The organism is Mitsuaria sp. 7 (assembly GCF_001653795.1).
In the GTDB taxonomy this organism is placed as follows: Bacteria; Pseudomonadota; Gammaproteobacteria; order Burkholderiales; family Burkholderiaceae_C; genus Roseateles.
Genome location: NZ_CP011514.1, coordinates 218,245 through 242,894 on the forward strand (window position 1 = coordinate 218,245; position 24,650 = coordinate 242,894).

Here is a 24,650-nt window from a genome sequence, read left to right on the forward strand (position 1 = left end):
ATGACCGCTTCCCAGACCCCGACCCCCGGCCAGAACACCGCGCTCGACGAGCTCCAGCCCCCGCAGTCCTTCACGCTGGAGCCTCCGGCGCCGGTGCAGGTCGTGCCCGTCGAGACCGCCGCCGGCAAGGTCAAGCTCAAGCCGGAGGAGGTCGCCGAGCTCGACGGCCAGGTCCGCCAGTTCATCGATGACATCACGACGCACGACAGCCAGCATCCGACCTTCAAGCAGGCTGTGGAGCGCATCCACGCGATGGGCAGCAAGGACATCGAGGCCGCGTCCGCCGCGTCCAACCGGATGCTGGACCGGCCCGTCGGGTCGCTGAAGAGCGGCCTCCTCGACCAGGGCGCGCAGATCGGCCAGTCGCTGGTGGACCTGCGCCGCACCGTCGAGGACCTCGACCCGTCGCGTCAGGGCGACCTGTTCTCGGCGCGCAAGCTGCTCGGCTTCATCCCGCTGGGCAACAAGCTGGCCGACTACTTCGACCGCTACCAGTCCTCGCAGTCGCACCTGAACGGGATCATCGAGGCGCTCAAGGGCGGCAAGGACGAGTTGCTGCGCGACAACGCCGCCATCGAGCAGGAGAAGGTCAACCTCTGGACGCTGATGGAGCGGCTGGAGAAGTACATCCACATCGGCCGCACGCTCGACGGGCAGCTCGAGACGAAGGCGCGTGAGCTCGAGCTCTCGGACGGCGAGAAGGCCCGCGTCGTCCGCGAGGAGATGCTGTTCTACACCCGCCAGAAGGTGACGGACCTGCTGACGCAGCAGGCCGTGAACATCCAGGGTTACCTGGCGCTGGACCTGATCCGCAAGAACAACCTGGAGCTGGTGAAGGGCGTCGACCGCGCCACGACGACGACCGTGTCGGCGCTGCGCACGGCGGTCATCGTCGCGCAGGCGCTCAACAACCAGAAGCTGGTGCTGGACCAGATCTCCGCGCTGAACACCACGACCGGCAACCTCATCGCCGGCACCAGCGAGATGCTGCGCGACCAGAGCGCCGCGATCCATCAGCAGGCCGCGTCCAGCACGATCGAGATCGCGAAGCTGCAGCTGGCCTTCACCAACATCTACCAGACGATGGACACCATCGCCGACTTCAAGACGAAGGCGCTGGCGTCCATGCAGACGACCGTGGACGTGCTGTCCGACGAGGTCGCGAAGAGCAGGACCTACCTGGACCGCGTGCGGCGTCAGGAGTCCGCCTCCGCGCTGCAGGCGTCGGGAGAGGTGTCGTTGTGAGCGGCGCGCGCCGTTCGGCGAGGGGATGGTTCGCGGGTGCCGCGTGGTGGTCGACGGCACTGTTGTCGACGGCGCTTGTGTTGGGCGGCTGCGGCAAGCGTGAGGCGGACACGCCGGCGTCCGATGCGGCGCGCGCGACAAGCACCGAGGCCGGGTTCACCGTGCTCGCGGGCTCCGAGGTCAAGGACCTGGAGCCGGCCATCGTTGCGGCCGGGCAGGCGGCCGGCGTGACCGTGAAGATGAGCTACGCGGGCACGCTCGACATCGTCGAGCGGATCAACGCCGGCGAGCGCTTCGACGCGATCCTGCCGCCCAACGGCGCCTATCCGTCGCTGGCGCTCCAGACGCCGCCGCTCGCGCGCGAGAAGCTCTTTTACTCGCGCATCGCGCTCGGCGTGAAGGCGGCCAAGGTGGCCGAGCTCGGCTGGGGCCAGCGCGCGCCGACCTGGGCCGACATCGCCAAGGCCGCCAGCACCGGCAAGCTTCGCTACGCGATGACCAACGCGGCCAGCTCGAACTCGGGCATGAGCGCGCTCTTCGCGGTCGCCGCCGCGTCGTCGGGCAAGACCGAGGACATGGCCGCGTCCGATGTCGACGCCAAGGTCATCACCGCCTTCCTGTCCGGCCAGCGATTGACTGCGGGCAGTTCCGGCTGGCTGGCCGACGCCTTCACGAAGGATCCCGCCGCCATCGACGCGATGGTGAACTACGAGGCCGTGATCCTGCGCGCCAACGAGAAGCTGGCGCAGGACCAGCGCCTGACGCTGGTCTATCCCCGCGACGGGATGATCTCGGCCGACTATCCGCTGATGCTGCTGCGCGATACGGGCCGCGAGCCGTACAACAAGCTGGTCGCCGCGCTGAAGGCAGCGGACTTCCAGCGCGACGCGCTGGGCCCGGCCTTCCTGCGACCCGCGAATCCACAGGTGGCCACCGCGGCGGCGCTGCCGACGGCGGCGATCGCGGAGCTCTCCTTCCCGAACCGGCTCGAGGTCATCGACGCGGTGCTGTCGGCCTACCAGTCGACCTGGCGCAAGCCGTCGACGTCGATCTTCGTGCTGGACATCAGCGGGTCGATGAAGGGCGAACGCATCGAGCTCATGCGCGAGGCGCTGAAGGTGCTCAGCGGCGCTTCGCAGGCGACGGCCAGCGCGCGGCTGACCGCGTTCCAGGGGCGGGAGCGCGTGTTCCTCATCCCGTTCGACGACCGGGTGAACGAGCCGGTGCTGGTGCCCTTCGACGCCGACGGCATCGAGGCTGCACGCGCACGACTCACGAGCGTCGCCGACGAGCTGCGCCCACGCGGCGGCACGGCGGTGTATTCGGCGTTGTCCGCCGCACTGGAGTTGGCCGCGCGGGAATCGCGCGAGCATCCCGACCGCTTCGTCAGCGTCGCGCTGCTCACCGACGGCGAGAGCAACAGTGGGATGTCGTTCTCCGCGTTCCGCTCGCGCTACGGGCAGGGCGCGCCGGCGCGCGTGTTCCCCATCCTCTTCGGCGAGGGCAACGTCGACGAGATGAAGCAGATCGCGCAGATGACCGGCGGCCGCGAGTTCGACGGGCGCCATTCGCGCCTGGCGCAGGTCTTCCGCGAGATCCGCGGTTATCAGTGAACGTGCCGGGAACGCCGCCATGGCCGCATCGAGACCGCTGAAGCTGCGCGCGCTGCTGTTCCTCTACGGCAGCGGCAACATACTGGGCTGCGCGCTGGCGCTGATCGGGCCGGCGCTGCTGTTCGCCGGCGTCATCGACCGGGGCTGGCTGGCGATCACGGCGGGCCTGTACGTCGCGGGCCTGCTGCTCGGCCGTCGCCAGCCCGAGCTCGAACGCGCCATCGAGGACAGCCTGAGCTTCGAGCAGACCATGCAGCGCCTGGATGAGGTCATCTCGCAGGCATCGCCGCATCTGCCCGAGGAGGTGAAGCCTCGCCTGGCCTCGATCCGCAATGCCGTCGGGGAGGTGCTGCCGCGGCTGCGCGGCAACGGCCTGCACAACGACGACCTGTTCACCGTCCGCCAGACGGTGCTGCGCTACCTGCCGGAGACGCTCGCGAACTACGTCGCGCTGCCGCCGGCCTTCCGCGTCAGCCATCCGCTGAAGGACGGCAGGACCGCGCGGCAACTGCTCGCGGAGCAGCTGTCGCTGCTGGAGACCCAGATGCGCGAGATCGTCGCCAACGCCGCCCGCCACGACGCGCAGGCGCTGATCGCCAACGGGCACTTCCTCGAAGAGAAGTTCCGCCAGCCCGACTTCCTCGCGCGTTGAGCCGGGCCCCGGATCCTTCAGCGCTTCACCCGGAGGCCCGCATGACCCGCACCATCGTCGACATCCCCGCAGCGCAGCTCGTCGAGATCGACCGCCTGTGCAAGCTGATGGGCATCTCGCGGGCGGAAGCGGTGCGGCGGGCGTTGGCGACGTTCGCCGACGGCCACGTCGACGTGACGCCGGAAGCGTTCGGGCTGTGGTCGTCGCATGGCGCCCGCGTCGATCCGGCAGAGGGGCCGACGGTGGGCCCGGCGGTCCGATCCGATGACAGCGCGCCCCGGCGGAGTCGCCGACCATGAACGCCGTCATCGACGAGGACGTGCTGCTCGACTACCTGAACGGCGTGCCAGCGGCGGCGCAGGCGCTGGAGGCCTGCGCGCACCGCTCGATCAGCGTGCTCACCTGGCTGGCGGTGATGGCGCGCTGCCCGCCGGAACTGCTGGAGCCGACGCGCGGCTTCCTGCGAACCTTCGAGCGCCTGTCGATCAGCGAAGCCGTCGCCGACGAGGCGCTGCGGCTGCAGCTCGCCTCGCCGTCGCTGGCCCACGCACGCGCGATCGCCTGGGCCACGGCCAACGTCAACCAGCTGATGTTCGTGACCTCTCGCCGCGACGGGATCGAGGGGATCGAGGGCGCGGGGCGCAACCTCGTGCTGGCCTACGAAGGTCGTCGCTGAACGCGCGATCCGCCCCTGCGCGTCCCTGTGATCGACCGCCATAATCGACGGCCACCTTTCAGCCCTCCTATGTCCGACACCGAGACCTTCCCCCGTCCCCGCCGCCGCAAGGGCAGCGGCGCCGTCACGCTGCGCGACGTGGCGCTGATCGCGGGCGTGGCGCCGATCACCGCGTCGCGCGCGATCAACAACCCCGCGCAGGTCTCGCCCGAGGTCCGCGAGCGCGTGGCCGAGGCGGTCCGCAAGACCGGCTACGTGCCCAACCTGCTGGCCGGCGCGCTGTCGTCGATGAAGAGCCGCATGGTGGGCGTGGCCGTGCCGACGATCGCGGGTCCCGTGTTCCTCGACACCGTGCAGAGCCTCACCGAGGCGCTGTTCGAGGCCGGGTACCAGGTCTTGCTCGGCCAGACCGGCTACGACAACGCGCGCGAGGAAGCCTGGCTCGACGCGATGATCGGCCGTCGTCCCGACGGCCTGGTGCTCACCGGCACCAGCCATTCCGAGCAGGCGCGCACGCGGATGCGCGCCTCCGGCGTCCCGGTCGTCGAGACCTGGGACCAGACGGACGATCCGATCGACATGCTGGTCGGTTTCTCGCACGTCGAGGTCGGCCGCAAGGTCGCGACCTATCTGCATGAACGGGGCTACCGCCGGCTGGCCGGCGTGGCCGGCAGCGACGAGCGCGCGATGCGGCGTTTCCGCGCCTTCCAGGACCAAGCCGGGGTGCTCGGCATCGCCGACGTGCCGGTGGCCACCGTCGCCACGCCGACCACGCTGGGCAGCGGCCGTCGCGGCCTGGCCGAGCTGCTCGCGCATCCGGACGGCGTCGATGCGGTGTTCTGCAGCTCCGACTCGCTGGCGCTGGGCGTCCTGATCGAGGCGCAGGCGCGCGGACTGCGCATCCCGCAGGACCTGGCGATCGTCGGCTTCGGCGATCTGGCGCTGGCCCGGGACCTGGAGCCGGCGCTGACCACCATCCGCATCGACGGCTTCGCCATCGGTCGGCAGGCGGCGCGTTTCATCCTCGACCGCGCCAGCGGCACGGTCGATCGCCGCATCGTCGACATCGGCTTCGAGCTGGTCCAGCGCGCCAGCGCCTGAGCCCTCACTGACCGCGCCCGGGCTTTGGTCATGGCACGCGCGAACCCGGTGGAATCCCTCATCAACACTGGCTTGACGCGTCGGATGGTACCGATACCATCGCTCTCATCAAGAGAAGAGGGTGCCGGTACCGCGTCGAGGTCGACGAGGGTCGCGTGCCGTCATGGATGGAGACAAGCGACATGAATTCGGTGATGCGGGGACGCGTGCGCGTCCTGGCCGCTGCGGCGGCGACGATGGTGCTGGGCACGGTGGCGATGACGGCGGCGCAGGCTGCCGATGCGAACAACTGGCCGACCCAGCCGGTGAAGCTGATCGTCCCCTTCGCGCCGGGCGGCACGTCCGACGTGCTGGCGCGCGAGATCGCGGCGCGGCTGCAGGTCTCGCTCAAGCAGACCATCGTGGTCGACAACAAGGCCGGCGCCGGCGGCGTGCTGGGCGCCGACAGCGTGGCCAAGGCCGCGCCGGACGGCTACACCATGCTGCTGGGCACCATCGCCACGCACGCGATCAATCCCTCGCTGCTGCCCAAGATGCCCTACAAGGCCGACCGCGACTTCGCGCCGGTCATCCTGCTGGGCAAGATCTCCAACGTGCTGCTGATCGGTCCGGGCTCGCAGGCCAAGACGGTCAAGGACATCATCGCGGCCGCGAAGGCCAAGCCCGGCGACATCACCTTCGCCTCGGCGGGGCAGGGCACGTCGCAGCATCTGTCGGGCGAGGTGTTCCGCCTGATGACGGGCGCGGACCTGACGCACGTGCCCTACAAGGGCAGCGCGCCGGCCATCCAGGACGTGATGGGCGGCCAGGTGCCGATGAGCTTCGAGACGGTGACCGTCGCGCTGCCGCAGATCAAGGGCGGCAAGGTGAAGGCGCTGGCGGTGACCTCGGCCAGGCGCAGCGCGCAGCTGCCCGACGTGCCGACACTGGCCGAGTCCGGCGTGCCCGGCTTCGACGTGTCGAGCTGGCAGGCGCTGTACTTCCCGGCGAACACGCCCGCGCCCATCGTGGCCAAGCTCAATGCCGAGGTGCAGAAGATCGTCGCCCTGCCCGAGGTGAAGGCGAAGATGGAATCGCTGGGCCTGGAGTACACGCCCAACTCGCCGGCGCAGTTCGCCGAGTTCCAGAAGGCCGAGCAGGCCAAATGGGCGAAGGTGATCAAGGACGGCAACGTCAAGCCGGACTGAGTGCGCCCAGGGCGGATCCGCCTCCCGCACAGCAAGGGAAATCACCCGGCGGGCCGCTTGCCGGGCGCCTCCTAGAATGGGTCGAAGACCCTCAGAGGAGACAGCATGGCGACGGCCCGACGCGGCAAGACCGCAACCGGCAGCGAGGACCCCGCGCACCCGAAGGGGACGCGGGTGCTCAAGAAGTACCCCAACCGGCGGCTGTACGACACGCAGACCAGCAGCTACATCACCTTGGCGGACGTCAAGAAGATGGTGCTCGGCGGCGAGGACTTCGAGGTCCGCGACGCGAAGTCCGGCGATGAGCTGACGCGTTCCATCCTGCTGCAGATCATCCTCGAGGAGGAGATGGGCGGCATGCCGATGTTCTCGACGCCGCTGCTGGCGCAGATCATCCGCTTCTATGGCCACGCGATGCAGGGCCTGATGGGCGATTACCTCGAGAAGAACCTGCAGGCGGTCACCGAGCTGCAGAGCCGCTTCGCCGACCCGAGCAAGGGCGCGGCGGGCTTCGATCCGCAGCTGTGGTCGCAGTTCATGAGCGGTCAGGCGCCGATGATGCAGGGCCTGATGGGCAACTACCTCGAGCAGTCCAAGAACCTGTTCCTGCAGATGCAGGAGCAGTTCCAGAGCGCGGGCAACATCTTCCCCGGCGTGCCTGGGGTGCCGGGCTTCCCGCCGCCGCCGACCAAGAAGTGAGCGGCGCGTTCGGAGCCTTGAGTTTCTTCAGCGCGTTTGGCGCGTTTGGAGCTTTCAGCGCTTGATCCCGTCGTCGGCGTCTTCGCCGACGACGCGGCATTCGGTCTGATGCAGGGCCGCGTTCACGACCACCGGCGTGCCTTGTCGCGCCAGGCAGTCCTCGCGATCGGCGTAGGGGTCCTGACCCGTCCACACCGCCAGCAGCACGATCCCCGCGATCAGCGCGAGCGCGGCCAGGACGGGGCGATGGGCCGCCCAGGCGAAGGGCGGTTTGCGCGCGTGCGGCGCGATGTCCAGGAGCGGGGCGGGGCGGGTGTTCGACATGGGCGCGATGCTAGTCAGCCGGTCTCGCATCGTCCGTCGGCAGCCGGCGCATCGCCGTGATCGAATGCGCGGCGACGCCGGTTCCGCCGCGACAGTCCCCCCAGTCAAGGGTCTGACGAGTGACAGGCCACCTGTGAGGCCTGAGGCCTCGCGTCGTCAGAGTCCGTGGCGACGGTGCCAGTCGGCCAGCGACTCGTCGGGGAAGTGGTCGAAGCGCGTGTCGCCCGGCTTGCCTTCCACCCGGACCCAGGTCGCCTTGGAATCCAGCAGGCCGTGCACGTTCGCCGGCGGTTCCGGCAGCGGCGTGTCGATCGCGCTGGCGTGCGGGTGGATCAGGTCGGGATAGCTGTCGTCATACATCCAGAGCGCGGTGCCGCAATGGCCGCAGAAGTGGCGTTGACCGCTGCTTTCCTTGCCGTCGAGGACGGCGCGATAGACCTTGAGGTCGCGCTTGCCTTTGATCAGCTTGAAGCTGCCGTGGTCGGCGCCGATGTTGATCGCGTAGCCGCCGGTGCCGGCCGTCTTGCGGCAGATCGTGCAGTAGCAGCGCATGAACGGATAGGGCTCGGTCGAGTCGACCGAGAAGCGGATGCGGCCGCAGTGGCAGGAGCCTTCGAGGTGCATGGTGGATGCTCTCCTTGGTCCCCGTCTCCGGCAACGCGCATGCCACGGGGCAGGCGGGATCAACCCGGCGGCGACAGCGCCCGCGACGTGAGCATGGACCGCAGCACCGCGTGCAGCGGCCCGGGTTGCACCGGCTTGCGCAGCACGAGGTAGCCATCGGCCTCGGCGCGGCGCAGATCGGGCAGGTCGAATTCGCCGGTGACCACCAGGCCGCGCGCCAGCGGCAGCCGGTCCAGCAGGTCCAGCAGCAGCCCGTAGCCGCCATCGTCGTGGCGCAGCCGCAGGTCGCTCATCACGATGTCGGGCTCGAAGTCGGCGTCCAGCGCCGCATGCGCCAGGGCGGCGTCGCCGGCGATGCGGCAGTCGAGGCCCCATTCGCCCAGCAGATGGGACAGGCCGCGCGTCACGCCGAGGTCGTCGTCGACGACGAGCACGCGGCCTCGCAGCGGCTCGAAGGCAGGCGTCGACGCGGGCGCGCGCTTCGCCGGCGTCGTCGGGATGGCCGCGCCGCGCAGGGTGATGCGGAAGCAGGAGCCCCGCCCCGGCGTGGAGTGCCAGTCGATAGCGGCCTGCATCCGCCGCACGCAGTCGCGCACGACCGACAGCCCCAGGCCCTGGCCTTCGCCGGTGACGCGCGCGGCGTCGTCGCCGCGATGGAATTCGGAGAACAGGGCCTCGCGCTTGGGCGCGGCCATGCCGACGCCGGTGTCCCAGACCTCGACGGCCCAGTCGTCGCCGCGGCGTCGCACCGCGAGCAGCACGCCGCCCGCGGGCGTGTAGCGCAGCGCGTTGTGCAGCAGGTTGGCGAGCGCGCGGCGCAGCAGCATGGGCTCGGCGACGACCCAGGCGGGCGCCTCCGGGCCGCGGATGCGCCAGTCGAGGCCGCGCGCATGCGCCTCGGGCTGGAAACGCTCATGCAGTTCCGACAGCAGCGGCGACAGCGCCAGCGGCTGGAGCGCGAGCTCGGCGCTGCGGCTGTCCAGCGCGGACACGTCCAGCAGCGAGTTCAGCAGATCGTTGACGTGGCCGGCGGCCTGGGAGATGTCGACCAGCAGGGGCCGCAGCGCCGCATCCTGGTTGCGCTGGAGCGCGGCCTGCGCGGTCAGCGTCAGCGCGTAGAGCGGCTGGCGCAGGTCGTGCGAGGCGGTGGCGAGGAAGAGGCTCTTCTCGCGCGACGCGGCCTTGGCGACATCGCGGGCCTCCTTGTGCGCGAGCGCGAGGGCCTCGCTCTGCCGCTTGAGCCGGGATTGCTGGACGAGGAAGTGGTTGGACGTGCGCGCGTGGCGCCACACCAGCCACGGGAAGAGCAGGCACAGCGGCAGGACGATGGTCCATTGCGTGGGGAAGGCCAGGGGCACGGCCACCGTCGCCATCACCCAGGCGGGCGCGAGGAAGCGGCCGAAGAACGGGAGGTCCGCGGCGGCGAAGGCGGCCGTCGAGACCGTGGTGCCGGCGAGCACGAGGTACAGGAAGACCGCGTGCTCGAAAGCGCCGCTGAGGGTGGCGACCCAGGGCAGCAGACCCCACAGCACGCCGAAGGCGAGCGCGATGCGCTCCAGCGGCCGCGCCCAGCGTGCCACGAAGTCGGCGGGATTCATGACCGCGGCCTCGCGCCGGAAGCGGCGCCGCGCGACGGCGACACCGATCGAACTCAGCGCGTAGGCGATGGCCCAGGTCCAGGCCCACAGGGCGGCGGTCCCGGACGGCGTGCTCGCGACCACGACCGGCGGAATCACCAGCGCGGCGATTTCCACCGAGGCACGGTCGCCGACGAGGGGCAGGAGCTCGGAACGCGGGGAGGGGTCGGACATCGAGGCGGACGTGGGAGGAGGACCGGACGCGCGAGTATCGACGTAGCGGCCGTCCGGTCCGGCACGAGGCGGTCCTGGCCCGTTACCGGAGGTGCGTCGCGGCAGTCGTCCACGGTACCGGCGGTGACGCAATGAACCGGACCCTGTCTGAAAAATACCGCCTCGCTTACAATGCCGGCCCAGCCCTCAGCCAGGCCCTCCGGCGGAACCCAAATGGAATCAACGACTTACGACCCCACCGCCGCCGCGAAAATCAGCGGGCCGGCGGGCAGCCCCGCGCCGAAGATCGGCTTCGTCTCGCTCGGCTGCCCGAAGGCGCTGACCGACTCCGAGCTCATCCTCACGCAGCTGCGCGCCGAGGGCTACGAGACCTCCAAGACCTTCGCCGGCGCGGACCTGGTGATCGTCAACACCTGCGGCTTCATCGACGACGCCGTCAAGGAATCGCTGGACACCATCGGTGAGGCGCTGGCCGAGAACGGCAAGGTCATCGTCACCGGCTGCCTCGGCGCGAAGGCCGGTGCGAGCTCCGACAACATGGTCCGCGAGATCCACCCCAGCGTGCTCGCCGTGACCGGCCCTCACGCGACGCAGGAAGTGATGGACGCCGTCCACACGCACGTGCCCAAGCCGCATGACCCGTTCATCGACCTGGTGCCCGAGGCCCGCGGCATCGCCGGCATCAAGCTGACGCCCAAGCACTACGCCTACCTGAAGATCTCCGAAGGCTGCAACCACCGCTGCAGCTTCTGCATCATCCCGAGCATGCGCGGCGACCTGGTCTCGCGCCCGATCGGCGACGTGCTGTCCGAAGCCAAGGCGCTGTTCGAGTCCGGCGTGAAGGAACTGCTGGTCATCAGCCAGGACACCAGCGCCTACGGCGTCGACATCAAGTACCGCACCGGCTTCTGGGACGGCAAGCCGGTCAAGACGCGCATGTTCGACCTCGTCGCGCAGCTCGGCGAGATCGCCAAGCCCTACGGCGCGTGGGTCCGCCTGCACTACGTCTACCCGTACCCGCACGTCGACGAGATCGTGCCGATGATGGCCGAGGGCCTCATCCTCCCCTACCTGGACGTGCCCTTCCAGCACGCCCATCCCGACGTGCAGAAGCGCATGAAGCGCCCCGCCAACGGCGAGAAGAACCTCGAGCGCATCCTGCGCTGGCGCGAGATCTGCCCCGAGCTCGTGATCCGCTCGACCTTCATCGCCGGCTTCCCCGGCGAGACCGAGGCGGAGTTCCAGTACCTGCTCGACTTCATGCGCGAGGCCCAGATCGATCGCGCCGGCTGCTTCGCCTACTCGCCGATCGAGGGCGCGCCGGCGAATGCGCTGGACGGCGCGCTGCCGGACGAGGTCCGCGAGGAACGCCGCGCGCGCTTCATGGCCGTGGCCGAGGAAGTGTCGATCGCCAAGCTGCAGCGCCGCATCGGCGCGACGATGCAGGTGCTGGTGGATTCCGCACCGGCGCTGGGCCGCAAGGGCGGCGTGGGCCGCTCGTACGCGGACGCGCCGGAGATCGACGGCACCGTGCGCCTGCTGCCGCCCGAGAAGGCCAGCAAGCAGCTGCGCGTCGGTGAGTTCACGCGCGCCCGCATCGTCGGCGCCGAGGGTCACGACCTGATCGCGCTGCCGATCTGATCGCGCGTCTTGACGCCCCGATGAACGCCGGCCTCGCGCCGGCGTTTCTGTTTCTCGTGGCGCGGCGCTGCGACAGAATGTGCCTTCTCGCGCGTCGCGCGTTACGGCGCGTTCTCACGCGTTCACCCCAGGAGACTTCGTGACCCCACGCGGCCCGTCGACCGAACAGATCCACCACCCGTATCGCGCGCCCGACGGGTGGGACGCCGTCCCTGTCCCGGTGGCCAAGGCCTCGACGGTGCTGTTCAAGGACACCGCCGAACTGCACCGTCCGCGCGCGAAGGACGGCGTCAGCTACCGCTACGGCCTGCCGGGAACGCCGACGACCTACACGCTGGCCGCGCGCATCGCGACGCTCGAACACGCCGAGCATTGCGTGCTCACGCCAAGCGGGGTCTCCGCCATCACGCTGACCAGCCTGGCCTTCCTCAAGCCCGGCGACGAGGTGCTGCTGCCCGACAACGTCTACGGCCAGAACCGCCACCTCGCCCACGGCCTGCTGACCCGGCTTGGTATCACGCATCGCTTCTACGATCCCCTGGACGTGCCGGCGTTCGAGGCCATGCTGTCGGACCGCACAAAGCTGGTGTGGCTCGAGGCCGCCGGATCGATCACGCTGGAGTTCCCCGATCTGGTCGGGCTGCTGCGGGCCTGCCGCGCACGCGGCGTGCTCACGGCGCTCGACAACACCTGGGGCGCGGGCCTGGCCTTCAATGCCTTCGAGGTGGCGCCGGGCGTCGCGCCCGGACTCGGTGCCGACCTCAGCATGCAGGCGCTGACCAAGTTCCCGTCCGGCGGCGCGGACCTGTTGATGGGCGCGGTCTGCACGCGCGACATTGCGCTCAATCGCCAGCTGGTGGCGACGCACGAGTACCTCGGCTACGGCGTCGGCCAGAACGATGTGGAGGCGGTGCTGCGCGGCCTGCCGAGCATCGCGCTGCGCTACCGCGCACAGGGCGCGGCGGCACGCGAACTCGCGCACTGGATGGCCGCGCGGCCGGAAGTGGCGCGGGTGCTGTATCCGGCGCTGCCGGATTCGCCCGGCCACGCGTTCTGGCGGGACGTCAGCCCGGAGTCGGGCGGCTGCCTGTTCTCGGCGGTGTTCCGTCCCGGATTCGATGCGCGCCGCGTCGACGCCTTCGTGGACGCGCTGGCCTGTTTCGGGATCGGATATTCCTGGGCCGGCCCGATGAGCCTGGCCGTGCCCTACGACCTCAGCGGCAGCCGCTCGCTGGGATTGCCGTGGACGGCGGAGGAGGGCGGCACGCTGGTGCGTTTCGCGATCGGGCTCGAAGAGGTCGAGGACCTGCGCGCGGACCTCGCGCAGGCGCTCGAGGTCTTGCGCTGAGGGACTGAGGGCTGAAGGGCAGGGCGCACGCGCGCTCCGCCGCCACCATCAGTCCTTGGACGGCCCCGAGACCTTGTGCCGCATCAGGCGGCCCTTCTCGCGCTCCCAGTCGCGCTTCTTCTCGGTCTCGCGCTTGTCGTGCTGGGCCTTGCCCTTGGCCAGCGCGATCTGCACCTTCACGCGGCCGTTCTTGTAGTGCAGGTCCAGCGGGATCAGCGTGAAGCCTTTCTGCTCCACCTTGCCGATCAGGCGTCGGATGTCGGCGCCGCTCATCAGGAGCTTGCGGGTGCGGTCGGCCAGCGGGCTGACGTGCGTGGACGCCGTGCGCAGCGGATCGATGCGGCAGCCGATCAGGAACAGCTCGCCGTCGCGGATGACGACATAACCGTCCGGCAGCTGGACCTGGCCGGAGCGGATGGCCTTGACCTCCCAGCCTTCGAGGACGATGCCGGCCTCGTACTGCTCCTCGAGGTGGTACTCGAATCGGGCGCGACGGTTTTCTGCAATGGACATGGGGACTCTTGTTGTGCGTGGCGGCCAGATGACGCCCAGATGGGGTCGATCGGGCCGCCTACAATCCCGCCATTCTAAGAACGACCATGAAGCACGTCCGGAAGACTGTCCTCCTTTGGTACTCGCCGCGCGAGATGTACGACCTGGTCACCCAGGTCGAGCGCTATCCGGAGTTCCTGCCCTGGTGCTCGTCCGCGGAGGTGCTGGAACGCCACGACGACGGCGTGACCGCCAGGCTGTCCCTGCAGTACGCCGGGCTGCGTCACGCGTTCACCACCCGCAACACGAACGAGACGAACCGGCGCGTGCGCATGACGCTCGTCGACGGGCCGTTCTCCATGCTGGACGGCGACTGGCAGTTCCTGCCCTTGAACCGCCCCGGCGCGCCGGCCGACGGCGAGCCGCAGGCCTGCAAGATCGAGTTCGAGCTGCGCTACGCGTTTTCAAGCTTCGCGCTGGAGGCCGTGGTCAGCCCCGTGTTCGACCGCATCGCCAACACCTTCGTCGACAGCTTCGTGAAGCGCGCCGAGCAGGTCCATGGCGCCCGCTGAGCTGTCGATCGAGCTCTTCTGGAGCCCGGTACCCGGTGAACTCCGCGAACAACGACTGACCCTGCCCGCCGGCAGCACGCTGCGCGACGCCCTGGCGGCCAGCGCCTGGTTCGAGCCGGGTCAGATCGCGGCGCTGACGGCCGGGATCTGGGGGCGCACCGCGCCGCTGGAGACGCCCCTGCGTGAGCAGGATCGCGTCGAGGTCTACCGTCCGTTGACGGTCGATCCGAAGGAGGCGCGACGCCAGCGCTTCCAGGCCTCGGGCAGCCGCATCGTCACGCGACATCGGCCGCTGGGCCGCAAGGCCTGACACCGGGCGCCCGGCAAAAAGGCCGCATCAGCGGCCTTTTGTCTTACCGGCGGTCACCGGACTTACGACCGGCTTGCGTGCCGGGGTCCGCGGGCGGTCACCGGTGTTGTTTCCGGGACGCGTTCCAGCGTCATTTGCAGGTGGCGGCCACGACGGCCTGACCCTGGCGCATCTGATCCTGGCGCATCTGCTCGGTCATGACCTGCGACTCCCCGGTCTGCGAACCGCTGCGCATGCGCACGTTCGATTCGAGCAGCCGCAGCTTGTTCTGCGCCTGCCGGCAGTCCTCGGCCATCGCATCCGCGCGGGCCTTGTCTTCCTGGGCCTTGAGTTCGCGTTCGACCTTCTCGCGCGAGGACGCTTCGCTCGCCGCGCGGGCCGGTGCCGTCGGGGCGGAAGCCGCTGCGGAGGCGCTTCCCGGGGCCGGCTGGCCCGTCGACGGCGCCGCGCGCGCCGCGTTGTACGGACGCTGCAGGATGTCCTTCTCGGCCACGCTCGGCGGCGGCGGACGATCGCTGTATTGCGTGCGTCCGTCGGCGTCGCGCCACTTCCATTGGGCGTGCGCGACCGAGGTCAGCGCCATCAGCGCCAGCGCGCAGATCATGCCCAGCGGGCGTCGCGAGAGTGGGGGATTCATCATGGTCGTGGAGTGTACTGCCGGGCTTCTCTATAATGCGCCTTTGCGTCTGGAGCTTCCCTCATGCGCCTACTCGGAAAGGCCCTCACCTTCGACGATGTGTTGTTGGTGCCGGCGTTCTCCCAGGTGTTGCCGCGCGACACCAGTCTGGCCACGCAGTTCACGCGTGGCATCCGCCTGAACCTGCCGCTTGTGTCGGCCGCGATGGACACTGTGACCGAGGCCCGCCTGGCGATCGCCATCGCCCAGGAAGGCGGCATCGGCATCGTCCACAAGAACCTGACCCCGCAGCAGCAGGCCGCGGAAGTGGCCCGGGTCAAGCGTTACGAGTCCGGCGTGCTCCGCGACCCGATCACGATCACGCCCGAGACCACGGTCCGCCAGGTCAAGCAGCTGAGCGAGCACCACGGCGTCTCCGGTTTCCCGGTGCTGGCGGGACAGAAGGTCGTCGGCATCGTCACCAACCGGGACCTGCGTTTCGAGACGCGCATGGACATCCCGGTCAGCGAGATCATGACCCCGGCCGAGCGCCTGATCACGGTGTCCGAAGGCGCCTCGCTGAACGACGGCAAGGCGCTGATGCACAAGCACAAGCTGGAGCGCGTGCTGGTCCTGAACGACGCGTTCGAACTGCGCGGCCTGATGACCGTCAAGGACATCACCAAGCAGACCAACTTCCCGAACGCCGCACGTGACGCGCACGGCAAGCTGCGCGTCGGCGCGGCGGTCGGCGTGGGCGACGGCACCGAGGAACGGGTCGAGCTGCTGGTCAAGGCCGGCGTCGACGCGATCGTCGTCGACACCGCGCACGGCCACAGCAGCGGCGTCATCGAGCGCGTGCGCTGGGTGAAGAAGAACTACCCGCAGGTCGAGGTCATCGGCGGCAACATCGCGACCGGCGCCGCGGCGCTGGCGCTGGTGGAAGCCGGCGCTGACGCGGTCAAGGTCGGCATCGGCCCCGGCTCGATCTGCACGACCCGCATCGTCGCGGGTGTCGGCGTGCCGCAGATCGCGGCGATCGACTTCGTCGCCACCGCGCTCAAGGGTACCGGCGTCCCGGCGATCGCCGACGGCGGCATCCGCTACTCGGGCGACATCGCCAAGGCCATCGCCGCCGGCGCGAGCACGGTGATGATGGGCGGCATGTTCGCCGGCACCGAGGAAGCCCCGGGCGAAGTGATCCTCTACCAGGGCCGCAGCTACAAGAGCTACCGCGGCATGGGCTCGATCGGCGCGATGAAGGCCGGTTCGGCGGACCGCTACTTCCAGGAGAACGACGAGACGACCAACCCCAATGCGGACAAGCTGGTGCCGGAAGGCATCGAAGGGCGTGTGCCGTACAAGGGGTCGATGGTCTCCATCGTGCACCAGATGGCCGGCGGCGTGCGCGCCTCGATGGGCTACTGCGGCTGCGGCAGCATCTCGGACATGCACGAGAAGGCCGAATTCGTCGAGATCACGTCCGCAGGCATCCGTGAGAGCCACGTCCACGACGTGCAGATCACCAAGGAAGCGCCCAACTACCGCCTGGAGTGACGCCCTTGTCCGATCCCGTCGCAGCAACGACGACACATGGCGGCCGCAAGGCCGCCATGTCGTTCATCCTGATCGCAGTGCTGATCGACATGGTGTCGATCGGCCTGATCATCCCGGTGTTGCCGCCGCTGGTCGGAACCTTCACGCAGAGCGAGACCCAGCACACGCTGGCGCAGTTGGCCGTGGCGTTCGCCTTCGGTCTCGCGAATTTCTTCGGCTCGCCCATCCTGGGCGGGCTGTCCGACCGCTTCGGCCGCCGCAAGGTGATGCTGATCGGTTTCAGCGGCCTGGCGCTCAGCTTCTTCGTGACGGCGCTGGCCGACGCGCTGTGGATGCTGGTCGTGGTGCGGCTGTTCTCCGGCGCGATGCAGGCCAACGCGGCCGTCGCCAACGCCTATGTCGCCGACATCACGCCGCCGGCGGACCGTGCCAAGCGCTTCGGCATGCTGGGCGCGGCCTTCGGGATGGGCTTCATCCTCGGCCCGGTGATGGGCGGGCTGCTCGGCAGCATCGACCTGCACCTGCCGTTCTACGTCGCCGGCACGCTGGCGCTGCTGAACTGGCTGTACGGCTTCTTCGTGCTGCCCGAATCGCTGGCGCCGGAACACCGCAGACCCTTCGAATGGCGCAAGGCCAACCCGGTCGCGGCGCTGGGGCGCTTGCGCAAGCTCAACGGCGTCGGACCGCTGATCTACGTGATCGCGTGCTCGGGTCTGGCGCAGCTCGTGATCCAGACCAGCTGGGTCCTCTACAACCAGCACAAGTTCGGCTGGGGCCCGCGCGAGAACGGCCTGTCGCTGTTCGTCGTGGGCCTGGTCGCGGTGGTGGTGCAGGGCGTCCTGCTGCAGCCGCTGATGCGCTGGCTGGGCGCGCGGCGGCTGGTGCTGATCGGCCTGACGACCTCCATCCTCACCAACGTGATCTGGGGGATGTCGACCGAGGCCTGGATGATGATCGCCGCGATCTTCCTGAACATCGCCGGCGTGGCCGCGGCCCCGGCGATGCAGAGCGTGATCTCCAACGCCGCCGACGCCCGCACGCAGGGCGAGACCATGGGCGCGGTGGCCGCGATCAACAGCCTGATGGCGGTGATCTCGCCGATCGCCGGCCTGGGGCTGATGGCGCTGGTCGCCGAGCTCCCCAAGACCGACTGGCGCATCGGCGCGCCGTTCTATCTCTGCGCGCTGCTGCAGCTGGCCTCGCTGGGCTTCGCGTGGCGCCACTTCAACATGGGCCCGCCGGCGCAAGCCGCCGCGGCCAAGGCTTGAGCCTGAGCTTGAGCCCCCCGGAATCCCCAAGCATCCCCAGAAGCTGACCATGCACGACAAAGTCCTCATCCTCGACTTCGGTTCCCAGGTGACGCAGCTGATCGCACGCCGCGTGCGCGAGGCCCAGGTCTACTGCGAGATCCATCCCAACGACGTCAGCGACGACTTCATCCGCGCGTTCGCGCCGAAGGCGATCATCCTGTCGGGCAGCCACGCGTCGACCTACGAGGACCACGAGCTGCGCGCGCCGCAGGCGGTGTGGGACCTGGGCGTGCCGGTGCTGGGCATCTGCTACGGCATGCAGACGATGGCGGTGCAGCTCGGCGGCAAGGTCGAGTGGAGCGACCACCGCGAGTTCGGGTATGCCGAGGCCCGCGCCCACGGCCACACCAAGCTGCTGGACGGCCTCCAGGACTTCGCGACGCCGGCAGGTCACGGCATGCTGAAGGTGTGGATGAGCCACGGCGACAAGGTCACGGCGCTGCCGCCGGGCTTCAAGCTGATGGCGTCCACGCCGACCTGTCCCATCGCCGGCATGGTCAATGAGGACAAGGGCTACTACGCGCTCCAGTTCCATCCCGAGGTCACGCACACGGTCCAGGGGGCCGCGATCTACAAGCGTTTCGTGCGCGAGATCGCCGGCTGCAAGGGCGACTGGATCATGGGCGACTACATTGAGGAAGCGGTCCAGAAGATCCGCGAGCAGGTCGGTGACGAGGAAGTCATCCTGGGCCTGTCCGGCGGTGTGGACTCCTCGGTGGCCGCGGCGCTGATCCACCGCGCGATCGGCGACCAGCTGACCTGCGTCTTCGTCGACCACGGGCTCCTGCGCCTGAACGAGGGCGACATGGTGATGGACATGTTCGAAGGCAAGCTGCACGCGAAGGTGATCCGCGTCGATGCCGCCGATCTGTTCCTCGGCCAGCTGGCCGGCGTGACGGATCCGGAGCGCAAGCGCAAGATCATCGGCGGCCTGTTCGTCGACGTGTTCAAGGCCGAGGCCGAGAAGTTGAAGTCGGGCGACGGCGGCCACAAAGGCGCGACCTTCCTGGCGCAGGGCACGATCTATCCGGACGTGGTCGAAAGCGGTGGCACGAAAACGAAGAAGGCCGTGACGATCAAGAGCCACCACAACGTGGGCGGGTTGCCGGAGCAGCTCGGCCTGAAGTTGCTGGAGCCGCTGCGCGAGCTGTTCAAGGACGAGGTCCGCGAACTGGGCGTGGCGCTGGGCCTGCCGCCGGAGATGGTCTACCGTCACCCGTTCCCGGGTCCGGGCCTGGGCGTTCGCATCCTGGGCGAGGTGAAGAAGGAATACGCGGACCTGCTGCGCCGCGCCGACGCGATCTTCATCGAGGAGCTGCGCAACACGCGCGACGAGGCGACGGGCAAGACCTGGTACGAGCTGACCAGCCAGGCCTTCACGGTGTTCCTGCCGGTGAAGAGCGTGGGTGTGATGGGTGACGGCCGGACCTACGACTACGTGGTGGCGCTGCGCGCGGTGCAAACCAGCGACTTCATGACGGCCGACTGGGCGGAGCTGCCGTACAGCCTGCTCAAGCGCTGCTCGGGCCGCATCATCAACGAGGTGCGCGGCATCAACCGCGTGACCTACGACGTCTCCAGCAAGCCGCCGGCGACCATCGAATGGGAATGAGCGCTTCGCGCAAGTGAACAAGGGCCCGATGGGCCCTTGTTTGCTTTGGACTGGAAATCCAGCTCAGTGAACGATGTCTTCCGACTGTGTGGGTATCACTGCCGGCCCTCGGTAGATGACGCCAGGCGAGACTTCGAGCAGCGGGCTGCATGAAAGCATCCGAAGAAGCGTGTTCATGCAGGCAATCCCTTCAACTCAAATTGAGCAGACGTTGGCCAGCGATCCCATTGGCCTTGAGATGTGGTGCCAGGACTTGAGCGACTGGCCCTCGAATCTTTCGGATAAAACCTGACTGACGGCAGGTCCTTAAAATCTGCATCGCAGCGATGCGATGGTCAGGCTCGGGGAAATCCTGGACGAGGCTCTGACCCAATGCGGTGTCCGACATCCATTCGATCCATGCAGAGGTGTCGACGACTTGGCGCTGTGGCATGGCAGGTCTCCTTCCGGCAGCTTGCGCTCAGTACCGATCGCGTCCGTTGAGATAGCGGTCGGTGTTGACGCCTCGCGTCATGCCGCGAAGGTCGTCCAGACGGTGACGACGGCGCACGTAGAGGCCCCTGTCGGTCTCCACAAAGACCAGCTCGTCACCGGGCTTCCAGTCCTGGCGACTGAGAAAGTCGGCGGGGAGGGTGACTTGTCCCTCCATCGAGAGGGTCGGGTTTGGGATCATGAAATCTCCTTGGTCTGAGATGTGAACGGTAGCGATGACGAGCACGCCAAAGAAGCCGTCGATTCTTCGCTTCCGGTTCTTCCTGATCCACCACCTCGAATGATGAGCAACGCTCCCGTGATACCGAAGATCGGTAGGGGTTCAACCATCACGTGGGATTGATGTTCGGATCGGTCCTGTCACCTCACAAGAATCACGTACGCCGCGTCGCTCCTGGGGGCCGTCGATGTTTCGCGCCAGGCCAGGCTGGCATCGCCCGCGTAGGGCGTCGACGTCCAGAAGCCGGTGAGACCCTGATCTGCGGCCGCTGGATAGACGCTGCCGATGAACTGGCTGGGTCGCGCGGTGCCCGCGGTACTGTTGTAGCCCACGATCAGGTTCAGCTCCGCCGCGGTGGGCAGGCGCCAGTCGCCCTGGCCGGCGAGGTTGTCGACCAGCGTCAGGGCGGCGGTCCATGTGTAGGTCGCGGCCGTACCCGTGCACGAGGTGCCGGCGAAGGTCTGACCCTTCGGGCAGCGCTGCCACGTCAGCCCGGTCGGCGTGTGGCTGACCGTGCCGTTGCCGTGGTCGACATAGTCGGCGGCGGCGGCATCCAGGGCCGGCGCATGCCCGCGCACCAGCAGCACCGGATAGGTCGGTGTCCGCGGCGCGGCGTTCACTCCGGAGTTGGTGGTGCAGCCCTCCGCGATCCCCGTGGCGAACCGGACACACCAGAGGCTCATCTGCAGGTTGCCCGACGAGTAGCCGGTGACGGACGGCACCGCATCGGTGGCGAGCACGGCCGGGAAGACGGCAGTGTCGATGGCCGGGGCCGTGCGGGACAGCTCAACGATCGTCCTCAGTTCCCTGGCCGTGGGCGGACGCCAGTCGCTGTTCCCTGCGTAGGTCACCGTGCCCGCGAGTCCCGTCACGTCATAGGTCGTGTAGGCGCCGGCGGGGCCCGCGCAAGCGCCGCTGTTCCAGGTCTGACCCAGATAGCACCGCATCCACGTGAGTCCGGTCGTCGGATCGGTCACGGTGCCGTTGCCGTTGTCGAGATAGACCTTGGCGACCACGGCCTTGACCACTACCGAAACCGTGACCGCCGGGCTGTTCGCCTTGCCGTCGTTGACCACCAGCGATGCCGTGTAGGTGCCCGCGACATCCGCCGTGAACGTGGGCGTGGCCGATGCGGGACTGGCCAGCACGGCGGCGCTGCCAACCGGCTTCGAGGTCAGGGTCCAGGCGTAGCTCAGCGGGTCGGCGTCGGCGTCGCTGCTGGCCGTGCCGTTGAGCGTCACGGTGGCGCCGGCGAGAAGGTTCTGGGCGGCCGCAGCCTTGGCGACCGGCGCCGTGTTGTTGGCCGGTTGTGGCGGGGTGCCGCCGTCTCCGCCCCCGCCTCCGCCACAGCCGGCAAGGGCCAGCGCGATGAGACCGACAGGGAGCAGTGTGTGCAGGCGAGACATGTCTTCCTCCCGAATCGATGCGTGATGCGTGATGCGTGATGCGTGATGCGTGATGCGTTCCTCCGGTCGGGGACCGGCGGGCTTCCCGCCCGACATTGTCGTTGAGGCCCTGTGTCATGCGCACCGGTGCTGACACGCGATGTCAGCGGCGCTCCGCAGAATCCTTCCATTGCCACGACACCCTGCCGGAGACCCCATGGCCGACGACCACCCCGTCTACGAACTGCGCCAGTACAAGATCGTCAAGGGCGAGCGCGAGCGTTTCATGCGGCTGTTCGACGCGGCCTTCGTCGAATCGCAGGAGGCCGTCGGCATGCGGATGTACGGGCAGTTCGCGGATCTCGACGATCCGGACCGCTTCGTCTGGATCCGCGGTTTCGACGACATGGCGGCGCGCGAGCGCATGCTCGGCGAGTTCTACTTCGGACCGGTTTGGCAGGCCCATCGCGACGAGGCCAATCCGCTGCTCATCGACAACGACAACGTGCTGCTGCTGAGGAGCCCGCGCGAGGCGCCGCATCCGGCGCGCATCGATGCGGCGCGGGAGGCGGGGGACTTCCGGCGAGGCGCGTCGTCCGGCCTGGTGGTGCTGCATCTGTGCGCCTTGTGGAAGGACCCGGCCGATCCTGAAGACGGCTTCGTGCGTTTCTTCGAGCAGGAGGTCGCGCCGGTCATCGAGGCCGCCGGCCTGCCGGTGATCGGCAGCTTCGTGCCGGAGCGCTCGCCCAACAACTTCCCGCGCCTGCCGGTGCGCGAGGGCGAGAAGCTCTTCGTCTGGATGACCCGCGCCGCGGACGCCGACGACTGGGCCATCCGCTGGAGCGCCTGCCGGCATTCGCCGGCGTGGCGCGCGCTCGAGCCGCGCTGGCGCGACGCGCAGGAACGCGCGCCGCAGATCCTGCGGCTGCGACCGGGCATCGCCACGGTATCGCGCTGATGCAACGGGTGATGGCGCAGCGCACGAGTATGGCTATGCTTCGCGCCATCCCCGCTTTCATTCCGGAGTCCTTGCATGCGCAGCGCCCTGTCCATCCTCGCCCTCGTCATCGTGCTGGCCATCGTGATGCTGACCGCGAAGAAGCAGATGCAGGCCATCAAGCCGCCGGCCTCGGCGGATCCGGCGGCGTCCGCGGCGTCGTCGGGGCTGCCTCAGCCCGAGGCCGTGGGTCGTCAGGTGCAGGACCTGATGAAGCAGGGCGAGCGGCGCGCGTCGGAAGCGGAATGAACGCGGCGGAATGAACGCGTCGTGAACGTGCCGTGATCACCACGTAAGAGCGCCATGACCGTCCACGCGCTCTTCTTCTGCCTGCGGCCCGATCCGGACACCGCGAGCCGGTTGAACGCGGTCTCCGGTGAACTCGTGCGCCGCTTCGGCCTGCGCGCGAAGGCCGATCGCACGGAGCGCCTCCATGTGACGCTGCACCACCTCGGCTGGTACGACGACCAGACCGACCAGGCCGACGTGATGGCGGAGGTGCGGCAGCTCGCCGAAGCTGCCGCCTCGTCGTTGCGGCAGCCGCCGGTGCGCGCCGACTTCGACCTGCTCCTGAGCTTCACCCGCAAGCGGCGGAACCTGCCGCTGGTGCTGAGCGGCGGCGCGTGCCTCGACCCCGTGCGCGCGATGCGCGCGGCGCTCGGCGAACGCCTGCGTGCCGGCGGGCTTCGGACCGATCCGCACTTCACGCCGCACCTGACGCTCTTCTACGACGACGCCGTCGTCGAGCCGCAGCCCTTCATCGTCCCAGGCTGGACGGCGACGGAAGTCCTGCTGATGGACAGCCTGCAGGGCATGTCCACGCACGTCGAGCTCGCGCGCTGGTCGCTCGCCTGATCGGACCGCGGCGATGACGGCAACGAAGGCAAGGAAGGCAAGGGCGGCAACTGGCCGGGGTCAGGTCTCGCCTGGCGTGACGATCTCCCGCGCCAGCGCGCGCAGCGTCAGTGGCGCGGAACCCTCGGCGTGGTTGGAGATCGTGACGTAGGCGGGATGTCCGGCCTCCGCGGTCGCGCGGATCACCTTCGCGAGCACGGCCCGCGTCTGCGGATCGGGATCCATGATCTCGGCGTACTCCCCGTACTTCTTCTCCGCGTCCTCGTAGCCGAACGGGCCGTGGATCCGGTGCAGGTTCCAGCGGCAGACCAGCGGCCCCGGCCACATCGCGCGCAGCAGGGGCAACTGCTCCTGGATGGTCGGCAGCTTCGGATGCAGGCCCAGGCAGTAGCGCGCGCCGCAGTCCTTGAGCACGGCGACGAACGCCGGCGTGAGCCACTCCGGATCGCGGACCTCGACCGCCACGACCGCCTCCGGTGCCACGTCGCGCAGCGAGGGCAGGGCGGCCAGCATCGCGTGCAGGCGGTCGAGCTGCTCCGGCATGCGGCCCAGCATCGCCAGCGGCAGCGGGCTCAGCTGGAAGACCAGCGCGCCGATGCGCTCGCGCAGGCCCGCCATCGCCGGTTCGAGGAACTCCTGGACCGCCAGCCGCGGATCGAGGAAGGCGGTGTTGGCCTGGCGACCGCGGCCGTCCTCGGTGCGCACCTGCGCGTCGGTGATCACGCTCGGCGCCTTGACCGTGAAACGGAAGTCCTCCGGCACCTGCTGCGCGTAGCGCTCGTACTGGCTGGCCGTCAGCGACTGGTAGAAGCCGCGGTCGATGCTCACCGCGCGGTGCAGCGGCTGCTGCGCGTAGGCGGTCAGGCCGTTGCGGGAGAGGTTGGACTCGCCGTGCCGGCCCTCCCAGACGATGCCCTGCCAGCCCGGATAGCTCCACGACGAGGTGCCCAGCCGGATCCTCGGCGACAGCGCGGCCGCGAGCGCGAGCTGGGCCTCGTCGGGCGGTTGCGGCTGGATGCCGGCGCGACGGCGTTTCGAGGCGGCGGCGGACGGCTCTGCGCGTTTCCCGTCGCCGCCATCTCCATCGGCGTCGGCATCGCCGCCGTCGTGGCCGTCGTGGCCTTCGCTGCTGCCGGCTTCGTCTCCGTTGTCGCCGTCATCACCCTCGGTGAGGGCGCGCGACGCCTTTCGCGGCGCCGGCGCGGCAGGCGCCGGCGGCAGCAGCTCGCCGAAGAGATCGTCCTGGTGGCCGGGGAACTCCTGTTGCATGGGCCGGCAGCATAGCGGGCGCGGCTACACTGCCGCGCGAGT

27 protein-coding genes are annotated in these 24,650 nt (G+C 69.1%); 18 read left to right on the plus strand and 9 right to left on the minus strand.

What is annotated here, in order from left to right; translation table 11 throughout:
• The 8 genes from ABE85_RS01015 to phaR all read left to right on the plus strand — a co-directional run bounded on the left by ABE85_RS01015 (window position 1) and on the right by phaR (window position 7,173).
• A complete protein-coding gene (locus ABE85_RS01015) occupies window positions 1-1,245 on the plus strand; it encodes a toxic anion resistance protein (protein WP_067269286.1) in 1,245 nt (414 codons plus the stop codon).
• 62 nt (window positions 1,246-1,307) lie between these two features.
• Entirely contained in the window at window positions 1,308-2,858 is a 1,551-nt protein-coding gene (locus ABE85_RS01020) for a VWA domain-containing protein (RefSeq protein ID WP_231993196.1), read from the plus strand.
• Between the two features lie 19 nt (window positions 2,859-2,877).
• A complete protein-coding gene (locus ABE85_RS01025; RefSeq protein WP_067269290.1) occupies window positions 2,878-3,510 on the plus strand; it encodes a hypothetical protein in 633 nt (210 codons plus the stop codon).
• Window positions 3,511-3,551: 41 nt separating this feature from the next.
• On the plus strand, window positions 3,552-3,809 hold the full coding sequence (locus tag ABE85_RS27850) for a ribbon-helix-helix domain-containing protein (RefSeq protein ID WP_067269292.1): 258 nt from the start codon (window positions 3,552-3,554) through the stop codon (window positions 3,807-3,809).
• Window positions 3,806-4,186, plus strand: coding sequence for a hypothetical protein (locus ABE85_RS01035; RefSeq protein ID WP_067269294.1), 381 nt, complete (start codon window positions 3,806-3,808; stop codon window positions 4,184-4,186). Before ABE85_RS27850 ends, ABE85_RS01035 begins: the two co-directional genes overlap by 4 nt.
• 69 nt (window positions 4,187-4,255) lie before the next feature.
• Entirely contained in the window at window positions 4,256-5,287 is a 1,032-nt protein-coding gene (locus tag ABE85_RS01040) for a LacI family DNA-binding transcriptional regulator (protein ID WP_067269296.1), read from the plus strand.
• Between the two features lie 182 nt (window positions 5,288-5,469).
• Entirely contained in the window at window positions 5,470-6,474 is a 1,005-nt protein-coding gene (locus ABE85_RS01045) for a tripartite tricarboxylate transporter substrate binding protein (protein ID WP_231993197.1), read from the plus strand.
• A gap of 105 nt (window positions 6,475-6,579) precedes the next feature.
• Window positions 6,580-7,173, plus strand: coding sequence for a polyhydroxyalkanoate synthesis repressor PhaR (gene phaR / locus ABE85_RS01050; RefSeq protein WP_082938198.1), 594 nt, complete (start codon window positions 6,580-6,582; stop codon window positions 7,171-7,173).
• A 54-nt stretch (window positions 7,174-7,227) separates the two neighbouring features.
• Here the strand turns inward: phaR and ABE85_RS01055 are convergent, their stop codons facing one another.
• From ABE85_RS01055 to ABE85_RS01065, 3 genes are all read right to left on the minus strand, one after another.
• The gene (locus ABE85_RS01055; protein ID WP_067269299.1) at window positions 7,228-7,497 is read right to left on the minus strand and encodes a hypothetical protein; all 270 of its coding nucleotides are present in this window, start codon (window positions 7,495-7,497) and stop codon (window positions 7,228-7,230) included.
• Between the two features lie 156 nt (window positions 7,498-7,653).
• Window positions 7,654-8,121 (minus strand): GFA family protein, encoded by a 468-nt coding sequence (locus tag ABE85_RS01060; RefSeq protein ID WP_067269302.1) that lies wholly within the window; start codon window positions 8,119-8,121, stop codon window positions 7,654-7,656.
• A gap of 59 nt (window positions 8,122-8,180) precedes the next feature.
• Entirely contained in the window at window positions 8,181-9,932 is a 1,752-nt protein-coding gene (locus ABE85_RS01065) for an ATP-binding protein (protein WP_067269304.1), read from the minus strand.
• 213 nt (window positions 9,933-10,145) lie between these two features.
• On the opposite strand from ABE85_RS01065, the gene rimO reads away from it, so the two are divergent.
• Both rimO and ABE85_RS01075 read left to right on the plus strand, forming a co-directional pair.
• A complete protein-coding gene (gene rimO / locus ABE85_RS01070) occupies window positions 10,146-11,573 on the plus strand; it encodes a 30S ribosomal protein S12 methylthiotransferase RimO (RefSeq protein WP_067269306.1) in 1,428 nt (475 codons plus the stop codon).
• Between the two features lie 139 nt (window positions 11,574-11,712).
• A complete protein-coding gene (locus ABE85_RS01075) occupies window positions 11,713-12,921 on the plus strand; it encodes a PLP-dependent transferase (protein WP_067269309.1) in 1,209 nt (402 codons plus the stop codon).
• A 48-nt stretch (window positions 12,922-12,969) separates the two neighbouring features.
• Here the strand turns inward: ABE85_RS01075 and smpB are convergent, their stop codons facing one another.
• On the minus strand, window positions 12,970-13,434 hold the full coding sequence (smpB, locus tag ABE85_RS01080) for an SsrA-binding protein SmpB (RefSeq protein WP_067269311.1): 465 nt from the start codon (window positions 13,432-13,434) through the stop codon (window positions 12,970-12,972).
• Window positions 13,435-13,520: 86 nt separating this feature from the next.
• Between smpB and ABE85_RS01085 the strand changes: the two genes are divergently transcribed.
• The gene (locus ABE85_RS01085; RefSeq protein ID WP_067269313.1) at window positions 13,521-13,985 is read left to right on the plus strand and encodes a type II toxin-antitoxin system RatA family toxin; all 465 of its coding nucleotides are present in this window, start codon (window positions 13,521-13,523) and stop codon (window positions 13,983-13,985) included.
• Entirely contained in the window at window positions 13,972-14,295 is a 324-nt protein-coding gene (locus tag ABE85_RS01090) for an RnfH family protein (RefSeq protein ID WP_067269316.1), read from the plus strand. The genes ABE85_RS01085 and ABE85_RS01090 overlap by 14 nt, the downstream gene beginning before the upstream one ends.
• A 130-nt stretch (window positions 14,296-14,425) precedes the next feature.
• Here the strand turns inward: ABE85_RS01090 and ABE85_RS01095 are convergent, their stop codons facing one another.
• Window positions 14,426-14,935 carry a DUF4124 domain-containing protein gene (locus tag ABE85_RS01095; RefSeq protein WP_082938199.1) on the minus strand — a complete coding sequence of 170 codons (510 nt, stop codon included), beginning with the start codon at window positions 14,933-14,935 and terminating at the stop codon, window positions 14,426-14,428.
• Between the two features lie 60 nt (window positions 14,936-14,995).
• Between ABE85_RS01095 and guaB the strand changes: the two genes are divergently transcribed.
• From guaB to guaA, 3 genes are read left to right on the plus strand one after another with little or no spacing between them, the layout of a single operon-like run.
• Window positions 14,996-16,468, plus strand: coding sequence for an IMP dehydrogenase (gene guaB / locus ABE85_RS01100; RefSeq protein ID WP_067269321.1), 1,473 nt, complete (start codon window positions 14,996-14,998; stop codon window positions 16,466-16,468).
• Complete coding sequence (locus tag ABE85_RS01105) at window positions 16,465-17,736, plus strand: MFS transporter (protein ID WP_409072569.1); 1,272 nt, start codon at window positions 16,465-16,467, stop codon at window positions 17,734-17,736. The genes guaB and ABE85_RS01105 overlap by 4 nt, the downstream gene beginning before the upstream one ends.
• Before the next feature lie 49 nt (window positions 17,737-17,785).
• Entirely contained in the window at window positions 17,786-19,390 is a 1,605-nt protein-coding gene (gene guaA, locus ABE85_RS01110; RefSeq protein ID WP_067269323.1) for a glutamine-hydrolyzing GMP synthase, read from the plus strand.
• A gap of 190 nt (window positions 19,391-19,580) precedes the next feature.
• On the opposite strand, the gene ABE85_RS27255 is transcribed toward guaA, so the two are convergent.
• From ABE85_RS27255 to ABE85_RS01120, 3 genes are all read right to left on the minus strand, one after another.
• Entirely contained in the window at window positions 19,581-19,823 is a 243-nt protein-coding gene (locus ABE85_RS27255; RefSeq protein ID WP_157521826.1) for a hypothetical protein, read from the minus strand.
• A gap of 27 nt (window positions 19,824-19,850) precedes the next feature.
• Window positions 19,851-20,063 carry an AbrB/MazE/SpoVT family DNA-binding domain-containing protein gene (locus ABE85_RS01115; protein WP_067269326.1) on the minus strand — a complete coding sequence of 71 codons (213 nt, stop codon included), beginning with the start codon at window positions 20,061-20,063 and terminating at the stop codon, window positions 19,851-19,853.
• 179 nt (window positions 20,064-20,242) lie between these two features.
• Entirely contained in the window at window positions 20,243-21,508 is a 1,266-nt protein-coding gene (locus ABE85_RS01120) for a DUF1566 domain-containing protein (RefSeq protein WP_067269327.1), read from the minus strand.
• Between the two features lie 196 nt (window positions 21,509-21,704).
• On the opposite strand from ABE85_RS01120, the gene ABE85_RS01125 reads away from it, so the two are divergent.
• From ABE85_RS01125 to ABE85_RS01135, 3 genes are all read left to right on the plus strand, one after another.
• Window positions 21,705-22,445: an NIPSNAP family protein gene (locus tag ABE85_RS01125; protein ID WP_067269328.1), complete on the plus strand. Its 741-nt coding sequence runs from the start codon at window positions 21,705-21,707 to the stop codon at window positions 22,443-22,445.
• 75 nt (window positions 22,446-22,520) lie between these two features.
• Window positions 22,521-22,733 carry a hypothetical protein gene (locus ABE85_RS01130; protein WP_067269331.1) on the plus strand — a complete coding sequence of 71 codons (213 nt, stop codon included), beginning with the start codon at window positions 22,521-22,523 and terminating at the stop codon, window positions 22,731-22,733.
• A 54-nt stretch (window positions 22,734-22,787) separates the two neighbouring features.
• The gene (locus ABE85_RS01135; protein WP_067269332.1) at window positions 22,788-23,339 is read left to right on the plus strand and encodes a 2'-5' RNA ligase family protein; all 552 of its coding nucleotides are present in this window, start codon (window positions 22,788-22,790) and stop codon (window positions 23,337-23,339) included.
• 60 nt (window positions 23,340-23,399) lie between these two features.
• On the opposite strand, the gene ABE85_RS01140 is transcribed toward ABE85_RS01135, so the two are convergent.
• The gene (locus ABE85_RS01140; RefSeq protein WP_157521830.1) at window positions 23,400-24,608 is read right to left on the minus strand and encodes a DUF72 domain-containing protein; all 1,209 of its coding nucleotides are present in this window, start codon (window positions 24,606-24,608) and stop codon (window positions 23,400-23,402) included.
• Window positions 24,609-24,650: the final 42 nt, after the last annotated feature.